We start from the raw sequence: 14,064 nt of genomic DNA, 5'->3' as shown, positions 1-14,064 counted from the left end.
TTGCGAGGAATCGGGTGGACGAGGCTCGGGGTCGTGCTGACGACCTTTCTTGCCTTTGAATCAACAAGCCAGGGGCAGGAGACGGAGGGCGCTCAACGTCCGAATGTCCTGCTCATCATGACCGATGACCAGGGTTATGGCGACCTGGCCTGTCACGGCAATCCTATGATCCAGACTCCGAATCTCGACGCCTTGCATGCGGAGAGTGTTCGCCTAACCGATTTTCATGTTGATCCCACTTGCTCTCCCACACGATCGGCCCTGATGACCGGCAGATACTCGGGGCGGGTCGGGGTCTGGCATACCATCCGGGGGCGGTCCATTCTTCATCGAGCCGAGACGACGATGGCCGAGGTCTTCGCTCGCTCCGGTTACGCGACTGGGATCTTCGGCAAGTGGCACCTGGGAGACAATTACCCCTCTCGCCCGCAGGACTTCGGGTTCTCCCATTCGTTGATTCATGGGGGCGGGGGCGTCGGGCAGACCCCGGATTCGTGGGGAAACGACTACTTTGATGATGTTTACTTTGAGAACGGGAATCCGAGACCGACCTTCGGGTATTGTACCGACGTCTGGTTCGAGGCTGCTCTGGGGTTCATCACCGAGCAGAGTGAGGCGGGGCAGCCGTTCTTCTGTTACCTCGCCACCAATGCGCCGCACGGGCCGTATTTGGTCCCCAAGCGTTATGAGGAGCAATATGCCGGGGATCCGAACGTCCCCAACGCGGCCTTCTACGGAATGATCACCAACATTGATGAAAACCTAGGCCAGTTGCTCGCGGCGATGGATGCGCGCGGCCTGACCGAGAACACGATCGTGATCTTCATGACCGATAACGGCACCGCGGCCGGGGTGCGAGGGGATCTCGGCTACAACGCGGGAATGCGAGGCCAGAAAGGCAGCCCGTACGAGGGTGGCCACCGGGTCCCTTGCTTTGTGCGATGGCCAGGGGGCGGAATCGAAGGGGGGCGCGACGTTGAGCAACTCGCCGCCCATCTGGATCTCTTGCCGACGCTGATCGAACTGTGCGACCTCGATCATCCCGATGAGATCGCCTTTGATGGGAGGAGCCTGGCCCCCCTACTCCGCGGCGAGGCGATCGACTGGCCCGATCGGGTCCTTGTGGTCGAATCGCAACGGATTGACGTGCCGCAGAAGTATCGGCAGTGTGCGGTCATGACCGAAGCATGGAGACTCGTGAACGGATCCGAGCTCTACGCGATTGGTGAGGATCCCGGCCAGACCCAGGATCAGGCCGCCGAACACCCCGAGACGGTCGCGGAACTGCGAGCCATCTACGATCGTTGGTGGGACGATGTTTCCCGGACCCACGATCGGATCGCTCGAATTGTCGTTGGCTCGGAGGAGGAGAACCCGGCCCGACTCACCTGCCACGACTGGTCCGGCTCGGATCAGGATCCGCCCTGGAATCAATCAATGATCCGCACGGGCCTGGTTCGGAACGGCCTCTGGAACGTCGAGGTTGATCGCAAGGGTGTTTACACGATTGAGCTACGCCGATGGCCGGCACGAGAGCCAAGACCCATTAACGACGGTCCTGGACCTCTCGCCCACGATGCGAGACTGGCGATTGGCGGGCTTGAGGTCACTCAGCCGGTCGGACCGGACGACGTGGCCATCACCTTCCGCGTCGAGTTGGACGCCGGCCCGGCAGGATTGCAAACGTGGTTCGAAGGCCCCGAAGGATCGCGGGGGGCCTATTTTGTCAGTGTCCGTCGCGACACCCCCTGAGGAGAGTCTCCATGACGCACAGAATCCTCTCGATGGCCCTCCTGCTCAGCGTTTTCGTTACGGCGACTCCGGCTGTGGGCCAAGACGAACGTCCTCCCAACATCGTGGTCTTCCTGGCCGACGACCTCGGCTGGGGGGACCTTGGCTGCTACGGTCATCCGATGATCGAGACGCCGAATCTCGACCAATTTGCCGAGCAAGGGGTTCGGTTCACGCAGTGCTACGCAGCTTGCGGAGTCTGCTCTCCGTCCCGGTCAGCGATCCTGACGGGGCGGACACCGTATCGCAACGGCGTGTTCCGCTGGATTCCGGAAGGGCACCCGGTACATCTCCGTCCTTCGGAAATCACAATCGCCCGCTTGCTCAAGGAGCGAGGGTACGACACCGCCCACGTGGGAAAGTGGCATCTGAATGGGATGTTCAACGCGCCGGAACAACCCCAGCCGAACGACCACGGCTTCGACTACTGGTTCGCCACCCAGAACAATGCCGCGCCCACGCACAAGGACCCCGTGAACTTCGTCCGAAATGGCGAACCTGTCGGGCCGATGGAAGGGTTCTCGGCAATCCTGGTGGCAGAAGAGGGAATCGAGTGGCTCCGCGAGCATCGCAATCCTGATGCACCGTTCTACCTTCAGGTCTGGACGCATGAGCCTCACCTGCCAATCGAGTCTGACCCGCGCTTCATGGCGCGTTACGAAGATCAGACCGATGATCCCGGAGTTCTGCAACATCACGGCAACGTGACACAGCTTGATCATGCCTTTGGGATGGTCATGGCGGAACTCGACCGTCAGGGGTTGACTGATTCAACGATCGTCTTCTTCACCGCCGACAACGGTCCCGAGGGGGACGGCTTCGGCGATCCGGCCAATCCCAACTCGCAACGCAACCGGAATCAAGGTTCGACAGGGGGCCTTCGGGGTCGGAAGCGAGACGATTTTGAAGGGGGTATCCGGGTTCCCGGGATCGTTCGATGGCCCGGCAAGATCGAGCCGGGGACGGTGAGCGACGTTCCGGTCGTCGGCTCCGACATCTTCAGCACGATCTGCGAGATCGTCGGCATCCCCCTGCCCGGAGATCGGGTGATTGATGGTGTGAGCATGGTGCCGGCCTTTGGGGGCAAATCGGTCGAGCGACCGATCCCGCTCTACTGGAGGACCCATATTTCCAGCCCCGACAGTCGGGTCGCCATGCGGGTCGGTGACTGGAAGATCGTGGGGAATGTTGATCTGACCCGGTTCCTCCTGTTCAATCTCGCGGAGGATCCGGAGGAAACAACCGACCTTTCGGCTCAGGAACCAGAGCGATTCCAGCAAATGACCGAGCAATTGCTTGAGTTGAACGCTTCGATCCTGGGAGACGGCCCAGACTGGTGGAAGTCGGAAACGAACTTCTGAGCCTTTCCAGCCTTCGGAGTGTTTGTCCTTCGGGAAACGGCCCACGACCGATGCCCTTGATCCCCCTTGATGACCTGGACGATCCTCGCCTGATCTCTTATCGCCACCTGAAGGCGACGAACGAGACGAGGTATCTCCCTCAGTTCGTCGTCGAGGGGGAAAAGCTCGTCGAACAACTGCGTGACAGCCGGTATCCCATGGAGTCGGTATTACTCTCCGATCGCCACGCCGAACGGATTGGGCCGAGGATTCCCAAGGACGTCCCTGCCTTCGTGGTCGATCATCAGAAAATCAGTACTCTGGTCGGGTTCAATTTCCATCAAGGGGCGATGGCGGTCGGGTTCCGATTGCCACCGATTGATCCCGGATCGATCGTCAACCACGCCGCAAAAACATTGACAATTGTCGTTTGCCCTGTCGTTCAGAATCCGGAGAACCTGGGAACGATCGTCCGAACAGCCGATGTGTTTGGTGTCGATGCCGTACTGGTCGGCCCAACCTGCCCCGATCCGCTTTCCAGGAGAGTCTTGCGGGTCTCGATGGGGACGGTTCTCGACCTTCCAGTCATCGTTCTCGACGACCTCGCCGATCGGCTCATCGCCTGGCAGCGTGCATTCGGTCTTCAGCTTGTGGCGACAGTGACCGACTCCGATGCGGAGCCGCTTGACTCGTTTGCACGTCCCGATCGATTGGCAATCGTCATGGGATCCGAGGCCCACGGCCTCGATCCTGAATGGGTCGCCCGTTGTGACCAGCGCATTACCATTCCGATGCGAGCGGGGGCCGAGTCGCTGAATGTCTCCGTCGCCGCAGGCATCGTTCTCTACGAATTGAGCAAGCCCGGCGGGTCATGAGATGGATCAGGATGACGCGAAGACGCTCATCTCGCCCTCGCGAACACCCGGCAAGCACCGAGCGCCGGCCACCGCGACATCGATGTTGAGCCTAACCCCCATCGGGACCGGCGCGAGGCCGGCCCCGAGAGTTCCGAATCAGCTGCGGAGACCGATCGAGACGGACTTGGTTTCGAGGTACGATTCGAGCCCCTCAATGCCCAGTTCGCGACCGAGGCCCGATTGCTTCATCCCACCGAAGGGAGCCTGCGGAGTGGCGGGAACGGGGTCGTTGATGCCGATGATTCCGGCTTCGAGCCCTTCGGCCATCCGGGTGGCAATGGTCAGATCGTTGGTGAAGACGTAGGCGGCCAGGCCATAAGGGGTGTCATTTGCGGCTTTGATCACCTCATCAACATTTGAAAAGTCGACCAGAGGCATCACGGGGGAGAAGGGTTCCTCAGTCATGAGACGCATCGAGCCATCGACATTTTGCAGAATGGTCGGCTCGCAGAAGTACCCCTTGTCGAAGCGGCTCGACTTGCCACCACCGGCCAGAACGGAGGCGCCTCGGGCCTTCGCGTCGTTGATCAACTCGACCGCCTTGGCAAGCCCCTGTTCGGCGAACATCGGTCCGACGGTGACCCCGTCTTCCCAGCCCGGCCCGAGCTTCAGGCGCTTCGTCTCCTCGACGGCCACCTCGGTGAACTGATTCGCAAGCTTCTCGTGGATATAAAACCGCGAGGGAGCGATGCAGACCTGCCCGTTGTTGCGGAACTTGCCGAGCACGGCAGCCTTGGCCACCTGTTCGACGTCAGCATCCTCGAAAACGATGAGTGGCGCGTGACCGCCCAGTTCGAGGCTGAGCCGCTTGACACCATCGGCCGACTTGCGGATCAGTTCCTTCCCAACTCGGGTCGAGCCGGTAAAACTGACCTTGCCAATCTCGGGACGGGCGAAGTAGGCATCAGCAATGGTCGGCGCATCACCCATGACCAGATTTGCAACACCAGGAGGGAGGCCGACTTCTTCCAGAATCTCGAACAGGGCGATCACGCAGAGTGGCGTTTGATCGGCAGGACGAGAAACGACGGTGCAACCCGCGGCGAGCGCAGGGGCGAGTTTCCGGCTTGGGAGGGTAAGCGGAAAGTTCCAGGGGGTAATCGTCCCGACCACGCCGACCGGGTGTGAGATGGCAAAATGCCGCTTGTTGCTCATCGTCGGAGGAATGATCCGGCCGTAGGCCCGCTTGCCTTCCTCGGCGAACCAGTCGAAGGTGGCGGCGGTATGGAGGACCTCGGCACGGGCCTCGGGAACAGGCTTCCCCTGTTCGAGCGTCAGAGCCCGAGCAATGACGTCGGCTCGCTGACGGAGCAAATTCGCCGTCTTGTTCAGGAACTCGGCACGCTCGTAGGAGGTCTTCGCGCGCCAGGCGGGGAGGGCCTTGGCGGCGGCGTCAATGGCACGCTCGGCATCGGCACGACCGCCGAATGCGACCTCGGCGATCGTTGATTCGTCGGCCGGGTTGATCACGGCCAAGCGGCCGCCCTCGACGGCATCGCACCATTTGCCGTCAATAAACATCTGGGTGCGGGTCGGGCAGGTCAATTCGGGTGCAGTGGCCGTGGGCATCGTGTGACCTCGGAAGGCTCGAAGCGATTGACGATTCGGGGAGCAGGCTGGCATCACCCGGACGGGTGGCCCGATCCCCCTTCGATCCTCACGATACCCGCCTGCCTCGGCCCCTTGCAATCGAACCGGCCTCTCGGGGAAGGCTGGAGCGGAAGAACCTCGGGTCAATCGAGGCTCTCAAGCAGTTGCTGAAAGTCGGGGCGGTGACGAAGTCCATCCAAGTCGGAATCGTGCTCCAGGTTCTCCATGCGGACATAACCCGCATCGACCGCCCGCACAAGTGCGTTCATGGCCCGGTCGTTCCGCAGCCGACGGGTCTCGTCATCTTCCCGGGTGAGCTGTTCAGGATCGCTGCCGACCACCTGGGCAGCCAACGCAGCATTGCAGGCAAGGTTGTAATTATGAATCGGATCGGCCTGAGCAATTTGATCCAGCAGTGAAATTGCTCGATCATAATATTCGAGTGCCTTACCTCGGTTCCCTTGATCCTCGAAGAGGCGTCCGAGGTTGTTCATGCTCTTTGACGCATAAGAAACATATTCGATCACGTCCGGATAAGATTCTCTAAGCGATTGAGCAAGTTCCTCGGCGACCCGAGCGGACGCGAACGCCTCCTCAATCCGTCCTTCGCGTCGATCGAGCTCGCAGGCCAGATTGGAAAGATAGAGCAAGTCCGACTGATAGTCGGGAACTTTGGGATTTGATTCCACAAGCGGTTCGAGCAAGTCAATCGCCCGACCGGTTGCGTTCCTTGCCTCAATCGAATTGCCCTGATACATTTGAATAACTGCGTACTGGGAAAGAGCCTGGGAATAACGATTCGCATCCAGCATGTTTCTCGAATCTCTCGCTCGAATGGCTTCGTAGAGGGAGAGACTTTGTTCCAACACATCGAGCGCGCCTTCATCGTTGCCAAGCATGAATGTCGGTCGACTTGAAACTGTGAGCATATCGGCGAGTTGTGCCTGACGATCCAAATCGTCAGGCTGTTCCTCGACGAGCGATCGCTGGAATCGGATTGCCTCACTGTGGCAGTCGATCGCCTCCTCTAGACGGCCAACCTCGACAAGCACCAAGCCAAGATTATTGACCACGTTGGCCAGGGCCTCCTGGTAAAAGGACTGGTCCGGTCGGGCTGCTGACACTCGCTTGGCGCTCTCTCGAGATCGCTCGAAGTTGGAAAGGGCACTCTGGGTCCGGCCGATCCGACGCTCGATCAGGCCGAGGCTATTCAAGACGGTCGCGTGGTCATGTAAGTATTCAATCCGGCGGTTGACGGACTCCGGATGTTCTGCGGGTTCGGAGCGGATCAGTTCTTCCAGGATCGCAAGCGCCTGGTGATTGGCCTCCAGAGCCTCCTCATTGCGGCCGATGAGTTCGTTAATTTCGGCGATCCGATGATACGTGGATGCGAGGTTGACCCGAAGTGCGGGCTTATCACTTGAATCTTCCAGGAATTCTTCATAATATTGCAGAGCTGATTCGAGTAATTCTCGACGGAGGTCCTGAAGTCCGGGAGCATTCAAGAGCTGATTTTCGGTGACCCGGACGAGTAACTCCTCAACCGCCCGGCGGGCCCGATCTTCGTTACGGAGGGCCATCGCTTCGGACGCTCGGGCGCGAAGCATTCCGACCGTCGTGCCGACAATCCCTCCGATGAGGAGCATGAGCATTACGACCGCAAGACCGACGGCCACCCGATTTCTCCGAACGAAGCGATTCAGTCGGTAGACCAGCGTGGCGGGCCTTGCCTCGACCGGAATCCCTTTGAGGTGTCGCTCAATGTCTCTCGAAAACCGCTCGACGGAAGGATAGCGTCGTTCCGGTTCCTTTCGGAGTGCCATCAAGACGATGTTGTCGAGATCTCCCGAGAGTTGCCGAGCGAGCTTTCGCTTCAGGGGAGATGACTCGGAGGGAAGCGGATTGGTGCTCGGGAGTTCCTCCGCTGAGGCCGAGGTCTTCGGCTGATGCTGCCGTTGAGTCACGACGGTACTTGGGCGGGGAGGAGGCTGCTTGCAAACGGCCTGGATCAGTTCATCGATTCTCCCGGTTGTGAGCCGATAGGGTCTTTCTCCGGTGAGCAATTCGAACAGCACGACCCCGAGAGAATAGACGTCGGTCGCGGTCGAGAGCGGTCGACCTTCAATCTGTTCGGGGCTGGCGTACTGCGGCGTCAGGATCCGTTGTTCGGGCATGGTCGAGGGATCAGAGGCATGTCCCGAATCGTCATTTAGCCACTTGGCAATCCCAAAGTCGATCAGCTTGGGAACGCCTGAGGGAGTCACCAGAATATTGCTCGGTTTGAGATCCCGGTGAATCACCGCGACCGAGTGCGCGAACTGTACGGCCTCGCAGATGGATCGGAAAAGGTGCAACCGTTCTGGGATGTCGAGCTTCTGTCGCTCGCAATACGTATCGACCGGGAGTCCCTCAATCCACTCCATGACGAGGAAAGGGCGATGGTCGGGTGTTGTTCCGGCATCCAGGATTGCGGCGATGTTGGGATGTTGACCGAGGGCTGCCTGCACGTGTAACTCATTGCGGAAGCGGCGGAGGATCTCGTCGGTGTCCATCCCTCTCTTGATGAGCTTGATGGCGACGACCTGAGTGAACTCCTCTTGGCGGACGGCCCGATAGACGCTGCCCATCCCTCCGCGACCGATCAAGGCCTCGATCGCGTAAGGGCCGATCTGCTGCCCGATGAGGGAATCATCCTCATCTGAATCAGGCCTCGATGTGTCGAACTCCGATCCGAGCGGTTTCCCGAGGAACTCGCGATCGTGAGCCAGGGCATCAGCCTTGAGCAAGGCTTCGACCTCGCGAAGCAGGGTCGAGTCGTCGCCGCAGGAGTCTCGAAGGAACGACAACCGTTCCGATGCGGGCCGTTCGAGGGCCGCTGCGAAGAGCTGATCGACCCGATTCCACACGGAGGGATTCATAATTCACCATCGCCCAGTTGTCGAGCGAGCCAGGCGCGAGCAAGACGCCAGTCCTTCTCGATCAGGGAAACCGAACAACGCAAATGATTGGCAATTTCTGGAATGGTCCAGCCGCCGAAGTAGCGAAGGGTGACGACCTCAGCCTGTCGAGCGTTCCAGGAGGAGAGACGTTGGAGGGCGTCGTCCAGGTCGATGAGGTCGAGATGTTGATCAAGCTCGACGGCATCGACAATCGCATCGAGGGGAACCCGTTTCGGATCGGACCCACCTCGTCGAGCAGCCTGGCGGGCTCGGGCATGATCAACGAGCACGCGGCGCATCGCCCCGGCCATCACGGCAAAGAAGTACGACCGGCCCCTCCCCTGGCCAATCTGGCGATGGTGCTGCACCCGGAGCATTGCTTCGTGGACAAGAGCGGTCGGTTGGAGCGTATGTCCCGGCCGTTCGCCCCGCATCAGGTCGGTGGCGAGACTTTTCAACTCGTCATAGGCGACCGTCAGGAGGGCATCGCGCGCCTCGTTGTCGCCCGATTCGATGCGGGCAAGCAACGTGGTGATGGTCTCCGACGTGATTTCCATGCTGTCATGAACCTGACGTGGTGATGGGGGGCGAGTGTTCAACCTGAGGGGAAAGTTCAAAAAAAGTGTAAGGGAATGTTCGGGATTCCTCGCCAGGGAGATCGAACGCAAACTCGAATCTTCCTCTCGAACCGAGGGACCAGGCGCATGAGTCTTCTCCATCGAATCCTCCCAGGCCTCCGATCACAGGTCTCGGTAAGGTCTCCGAAGGCATTGCGCACGCGACGCAGCGACTTCCGCCTGGAGGGCCTGGAACCGCGGGTGATGCTCGACGCCAATGCCGGGTTGATTCGTTTCGACATCATTGATGAACCGGCGAACGTTGACTGGCCCTCGAGTCGACAGGGGGCTCCGACCATTCCTCTGTCTCGGATGATGGTGACCGACGTGGATGGCTCACTGAGCCGGGTGAAGGACGTAGACGTCGTAAGGGTCGATTTGAAGACCGGCGAGGTCTTTGTTGCCTCACTCAATGATTACAATACGAATGACAGAGACATCGGCACGTACCGCCTGCGATTGCTGAATGGTTCAGGCGCTGAGGTCACGAGCGAGTCGTTCCAGGTCAAGCATAACCCGTTTCGGAACACGGTGGAGAAGTCTTCAGGACCGGGAAGTGCCAATGTTGCGTTTCAGAACGCGTTGTCGATCGTGCATCAGATCGAGCAGACCGGAGCCTATTACGTCGAATTGGCTGACGTCTCGGGCCTCGGGCGGGAGGGTCATGAATATTCGCTCGGGCTCCGAGTGATCGGCCTGAATGATGGGATCTCGGAGCGAGGATTTCTGAATTCTCCCGCAACGAACCATCTCTTTGTGAGCTTGCAAGGCGATGTGCTCCAGTTCGCCGGGCCGATCGGTGCTGGATTCGGCCTCCGAGGCGACTGGACTCAGACGATCGAGACCAGCGACGAGGGGGTCTCGTCCCGATATGAATCGGAAGGGCTCGTCTTCCTGAGATCGGCCGCCGGGGAGATTCCGATCCCGATTCCTCCGGGGATGAGCTTCTCGGTCACGACGGTCCCGAACCGCTGGGGTGCGCATTTCGGCGAGATTGACGAGATCGACTGGACGGCACAGCTCGGTCCGATCGCGCTGGCGAAGCCGTTGACGGAGGCACTCGGTTTCCGGCTCGACTCGGCGTTTGGTTCGGTGACCGGGAACCGAAAGACTTACGGGTTGAAGCTTGGTCGGGACGAACTGGTGCAGGAAACCAACGCACCGGTCAACGCGAACATCCCCTACCTGTTTTTCCACGAGAGCCAGGGGCTGTCGGCGAACTTTGGCGGAATCGAGGCGAAGGCGAGCCTCGGCTATGGCTGGTCGATCGTCACCGACCCTTCGGATGTCTTCCTTTACGCGGGAGTCCGAGGGATTCCCACGGCCCTTGGCGAATTCGCACTGGCCGGCTCGCTCAACGGGAATATTCCCTACACGCCGTTCGCAAAGCCGACGGCCTACAACGGGACAATGTTCGGACATATCTATCTTCAAGCTGAAGTCGACCTCACGAGGCTTGTCGGCACTCCCATCAGTGTCAACGGAGAGGTGGTGATCGACTTTGATGCCAACGACGACAACCGATTACTCGGTGGAGTCTTCGACGATCCCTCCCGGTTCGCCTCCGCGGGATTTGATCCAGGTGTGTTCGGATCGTCCACAGTTGCAGCGCTGGGTGATCTGGCGATCGGCGTGAACGCCGAGATCCGGCTTGGCCTGAAGTTCGGCGACAATTCCTCAGGGAATTCACAGGGTGGTGGATCAGGTTCGGGAAGCGGCTCGGATAGGGGGAGTCTCGTCGATCTGACCATTCCGATTGGTGAAGGCTCGTTGATATACGACCCGAGCGAGGACGGCTTCTTCGTTCGGGCAGGATCGTCAAACCCGTTCGAGGACACGTTTCTCGAGAAATTCGTTCCGATGAATCGAGTCGTTGGGGACGGGTTCATCAAGCGTGACGGCACCTTTCGATTGCAATTCGACACGAACATGACAGTGCTCGGTTACCGGTTGTCCGCGAGTCGGTTGACGGTCCAAAATCTTCCCGGATTCTCTGGGGTTCGGGCATCGGCTCAGGCCAATGTGCTGGGTGCTGGGGTCAATTTGTCTGGTGAAATCAAAACAAGTGGTGACTTTGTGTTCACGGGGAAAGCCAATGTCAACCTCGCGGGCATCCTAAAAGGTAACGCCAACGTCACCTTTTCAAATCAAGGGGGCAAGGTTTCCTTCCGAGCAAACCTTGTTGCGGAAGTCAGCACCGAGATTGCCGGCAAGGACTTTGGCGGTCGGATCACGACGAACATCATGGTCGGGGTTCGCGGCGGACGATTAACTTATGACGGCTCGGTACTCGGGGAATTGCTCCTCGGTCCGTATGTTCTGGACGTAGGGCTGAGGATTTATGACAACGGCAATGAGTTCGGGCTGGAGCTCAAGCTTCCCGCGGTCAGTATTATCCGCGACGTGGTCGGAGGGTTCCTTTCCTTCTTTGGGTTGGCGAGTCCTGACATCCCCGACGTGATCCGGATTGTGTTCCCAAGAACCCAGCGAAACCCATCTCAGATCATCAATGTCCCCCCTCCCTTACCCGGCCCCCTTCCCTTGCCCGTCCGAAATGCAAGGCCGGGCGACTTCGACGGTGACGGCAAGAGCGACTTCGGCGTCTACGGGTTGAACCCCGAAGGAATTCCACAATTCACCATTGCACTGTCAACCGGTGGGACCTTTGCGTTGCCGTTCGGCGGGCGTGATGACCTGCCGGTCATCGGTGACTTCGATGGTGATGGCGTGCTTGACTTCGGAGTTTACGGCTACAGCCCGAACGATGGATACAGCCGCGTCGCGATCTTGCTCTCGGGAGGTGGCGTGATCAACCAACCGTTCGGCGGGCGAGACGATCTGCCGGTCGTCGGTGACTACGATGGCGACGGCACCACCGACATCGGCGTCTATGGATACAGCCCCAACGAGGGGTTCAGCCGGTTCGCCGTCATCCTCTCCAACGGTGGCGTGATCAACCAGCCGTTCGGAGGGCGAGACGACCTGCCGGTCGTCGGTGACTACGATGGCGACGGCACCACCGACATCGGCGTCTATGGATACAGCCCCAACGAGGGGTTCAGCCGGTTCGCCGTCATCCTCTCCAACGGGGGTGTGATGAACCGGGGATTTGGGGGACGCCTTGACGTCCCGGTCGCGGGGGACTTCGACGGCGACGGCAAGACGGACCTGGCCGTCCACGGCTTCAGTCCCAACAACGGCTTCAGCCGATTCGCGATCTTACCGTCGAGTGGAGCACCCGCAGTTACGCAAGGATTTGGCGGGTTCGATGATCTGCCGATCGCGGCTGACTTCTCCGGAGATGGAAAAACCGATTTCGCCGTCCACGGCTTCAGCCCTGCCGATGGCTACAGCCGGTTCGCCGTGTTGCTCTCCGACAGCAGATCGAGCATCAAACGGCCCTTCGGCGCTCCGGGGATGGTACCGTTACCCCCGTCCTCGTCCGCCTTCCTTTCGGCCCAGTCTCACCGAACCTTCGGTCAGGCGAGTGCCCGATCGACGGCCTCAAGTGATCCGGCCCCGGTCCGGTCCGCATCCGTCCGATCGCGCAGTCAAACTCCAGTCATGATCCGAGTCGACCCAATCCCACCTGGAGGAGAGGGTATGGCCGCGCGATCGACGTTGTCGACGGCCAGTGAGTCCGTTGCTTCAAGCCCTCAGTCGTCCAGGGCCAGGATTGCTCAGCACGTCGATGCGGGGTTGCGCTCCCTCCTGAGTCAGGAGAAACCGATCGAGCAGGATCAAGAACGCCAGAACTCGCGGTTCCTCAGTCGGTTCTGGACGCTGAATGTACTGATGGACCGTGAGGTCTGAATCTGGTTCACCATTGGGTTTCCCGATAAGGCCCGTGCCATCCCCGAGGTCAAGGATGGCATGGGTCTTTCTGCGTCCTGAATCAGGCGATCGCAGAATTGGGGTTGACGGAATCCAGGAAAAGTTCTTTCCAACCAAAACAACCCGATCGATCACTTCAAGCCTGGCGGCCCGACCTCCGATATTCCCATTGTGCCGGAAAGAAAATCTGGCATAGTGCTCGACCGTCATTCGTACTGGACCGGAGCCAGACTGGTGGGTTCGTCATGGACACGACTCGCAGAAGATTTAGGTGGCGAAATTGGTCGCCCCGCCTCGGTCGGCTGGTGCTGCTCGCCACACTGACCCTGGCCCTGGCCCCGACGCTTTCTCAAGCCGGTCCGATCTCGGACCGTGCTCAGGCGGTCGCGGCACAGTTGGGAGCCCAACAGGCCCTGCTGACGCCCTACGCTGGAACGCTGCGGGCAGATGCGCTCGCTGCTCGGGCTCAATCCGTGCAGCTTCGGCAAAACTCGATTCTCAGTTCACAAGCATTCCAGCGTCAGGAGGCGTTTTTTGCCCGGGCCCTGGAACAGGGATTGGCTCGCGTTCCTCGCCCCCAATTCCTCGATGTGTTGCTCGTCCCCGATGTTTCCGGCTTACTCGCGGAGTCGAGCACGCTCGATTATCTACGATGGCGGCGAAACCTGAATCCGACGCGATTTGATCGGAATCACCCGTTCATCGGCCCTGCGCTCGAACGGGATCGCCTGGTGCGAAACCAGAGCCCGCTGCCGATGCCGCCGGTCACGGTTCCGACGACTCCTGAAGTTCCCATCATTCCCCCCACGACTCCCGAGGTTCCCGGACCGATCCTGGGTGGCGGGCGTCCGAGTCCTCAGGTTCCCATTCCGGAGCCAACAACCTTCGCCGTCTGGGCGGTCCTGGGACTGGGTGGCTCGTTTGCCTTGCACCGTCGGCGACAGAAACCTCGCTGACACCTCGTTCGAGCGTGGTTCAACAAACCGGGCGTGTCCGACTGCCGTTGGCAATCGGACACGCCCGGTTCTTCGTTTGT

Annotated in this window: 8 protein-coding genes; 5 read left to right on the top strand and 3 right to left on the bottom strand. The window is 60.0% G+C overall.

From position 1 onward, the window contains the following. The first annotated feature begins 33 nt into the window (after positions 1-33). From HG800_RS04490 to HG800_RS04480, 3 genes are read left to right on the top strand one after another with little or no spacing between them, the layout of a single operon-like run. A complete protein-coding gene (locus HG800_RS04490; protein ID WP_206352123.1) occupies positions 34-1,752 on the top strand; it encodes an arylsulfatase in 1,719 nt (572 codons plus the stop codon). 11 nt (positions 1,753-1,763) lie between these two features. Further along, positions 1,764-3,152 (top strand): sulfatase-like hydrolase/transferase, encoded by a 1,389-nt coding sequence (locus tag HG800_RS04485; protein WP_169974166.1) that lies wholly within the window; start codon positions 1,764-1,766, stop codon positions 3,150-3,152. 50 nt (positions 3,153-3,202) lie between these two features. Then, on the top strand, positions 3,203-4,006 hold the full coding sequence (locus tag HG800_RS04480) for a TrmH family RNA methyltransferase (RefSeq protein ID WP_169974164.1): 804 nt from the start codon (positions 3,203-3,205) through the stop codon (positions 4,004-4,006). 138 nt (positions 4,007-4,144) lie between these two features. Here HG800_RS04480 and HG800_RS04475 read toward each other — a convergent pair whose 3' ends face one another. From HG800_RS04475 to HG800_RS04465, 3 genes are all read right to left on the bottom strand, one after another. Continuing rightward, a complete protein-coding gene (locus HG800_RS04475; RefSeq protein WP_235963252.1) occupies positions 4,145-5,617 on the bottom strand; it encodes an NAD-dependent succinate-semialdehyde dehydrogenase in 1,473 nt (490 codons plus the stop codon). A 164-nt stretch (positions 5,618-5,781) separates the two neighbouring features. Beyond that, a complete protein-coding gene (locus tag HG800_RS04470; RefSeq protein ID WP_169974162.1) occupies positions 5,782-8,556 on the bottom strand; it encodes a serine/threonine-protein kinase in 2,775 nt (924 codons plus the stop codon). After that, positions 8,553-9,134 carry an ECF-type sigma factor gene (locus HG800_RS04465; protein ID WP_169974160.1) on the bottom strand — a complete coding sequence of 194 codons (582 nt, stop codon included), beginning with the start codon at positions 9,132-9,134 and terminating at the stop codon, positions 8,553-8,555. The genes HG800_RS04470 and HG800_RS04465 overlap by 4 nt, the downstream gene beginning before the upstream one ends. Before the next feature lie 213 nt (positions 9,135-9,347). On the opposite strand from HG800_RS04465, the gene HG800_RS04460 reads away from it, so the two are divergent. Together HG800_RS04460 and HG800_RS04455 are read left to right on the top strand one after the other, a co-directional pair. Continuing rightward, positions 9,348-13,007 (top strand): FG-GAP repeat domain-containing protein, encoded by a 3,660-nt coding sequence (locus tag HG800_RS04460; RefSeq protein WP_169974158.1) that lies wholly within the window; start codon positions 9,348-9,350, stop codon positions 13,005-13,007. A 326-nt stretch (positions 13,008-13,333) separates the two neighbouring features. After that, positions 13,334-13,984, top strand: a complete 651-nt coding sequence (locus tag HG800_RS04455; RefSeq protein ID WP_169974156.1) for a hypothetical protein — start codon at positions 13,334-13,336, stop codon at positions 13,982-13,984. Positions 13,985-14,064: the final 80 nt, after the last annotated feature.

This window comes from Tautonia rosea (genome assembly GCF_012958305.1).
GTDB classification, from domain to species: domain Bacteria; phylum Planctomycetota; class Planctomycetia; order Isosphaerales; family Isosphaeraceae; genus Tautonia; species Tautonia rosea.
This window is presented reverse-complemented; position numbering and strand designations above follow the sequence as displayed.

Bases quoted from the DNA above. Each gene is read 5' to 3' on its own strand.
- HG800_RS04485 (WP_169974166.1), top strand. From the start codon at position 1,764: ATGACGCACAGAATCCTCTCGATGGCCCTCCTGCTCAGCGTTTTCGTT.
- HG800_RS04480 (WP_169974164.1), top strand. From the start codon at position 3,203: ATGCCCTTGATCCCCCTTGATGACCTGGACGATCCTCGCCTGATCTCT.
- HG800_RS04475 (WP_235963252.1), bottom strand. From the start codon at position 5,617: ATGCCCACGGCCACTGCACCCGAATTGACCTGCCCGACCCGCACCCAG.
- HG800_RS04470 (WP_169974162.1), bottom strand. From the start codon at position 8,556: ATGAATCCCTCCGTGTGGAATCGGGTCGATCAGCTCTTCGCAGCGGCC.
- HG800_RS04465 (WP_169974160.1), bottom strand. From the start codon at position 9,134: ATGGAAATCACGTCGGAGACCATCACCACGTTGCTTGCCCGCATCGAA.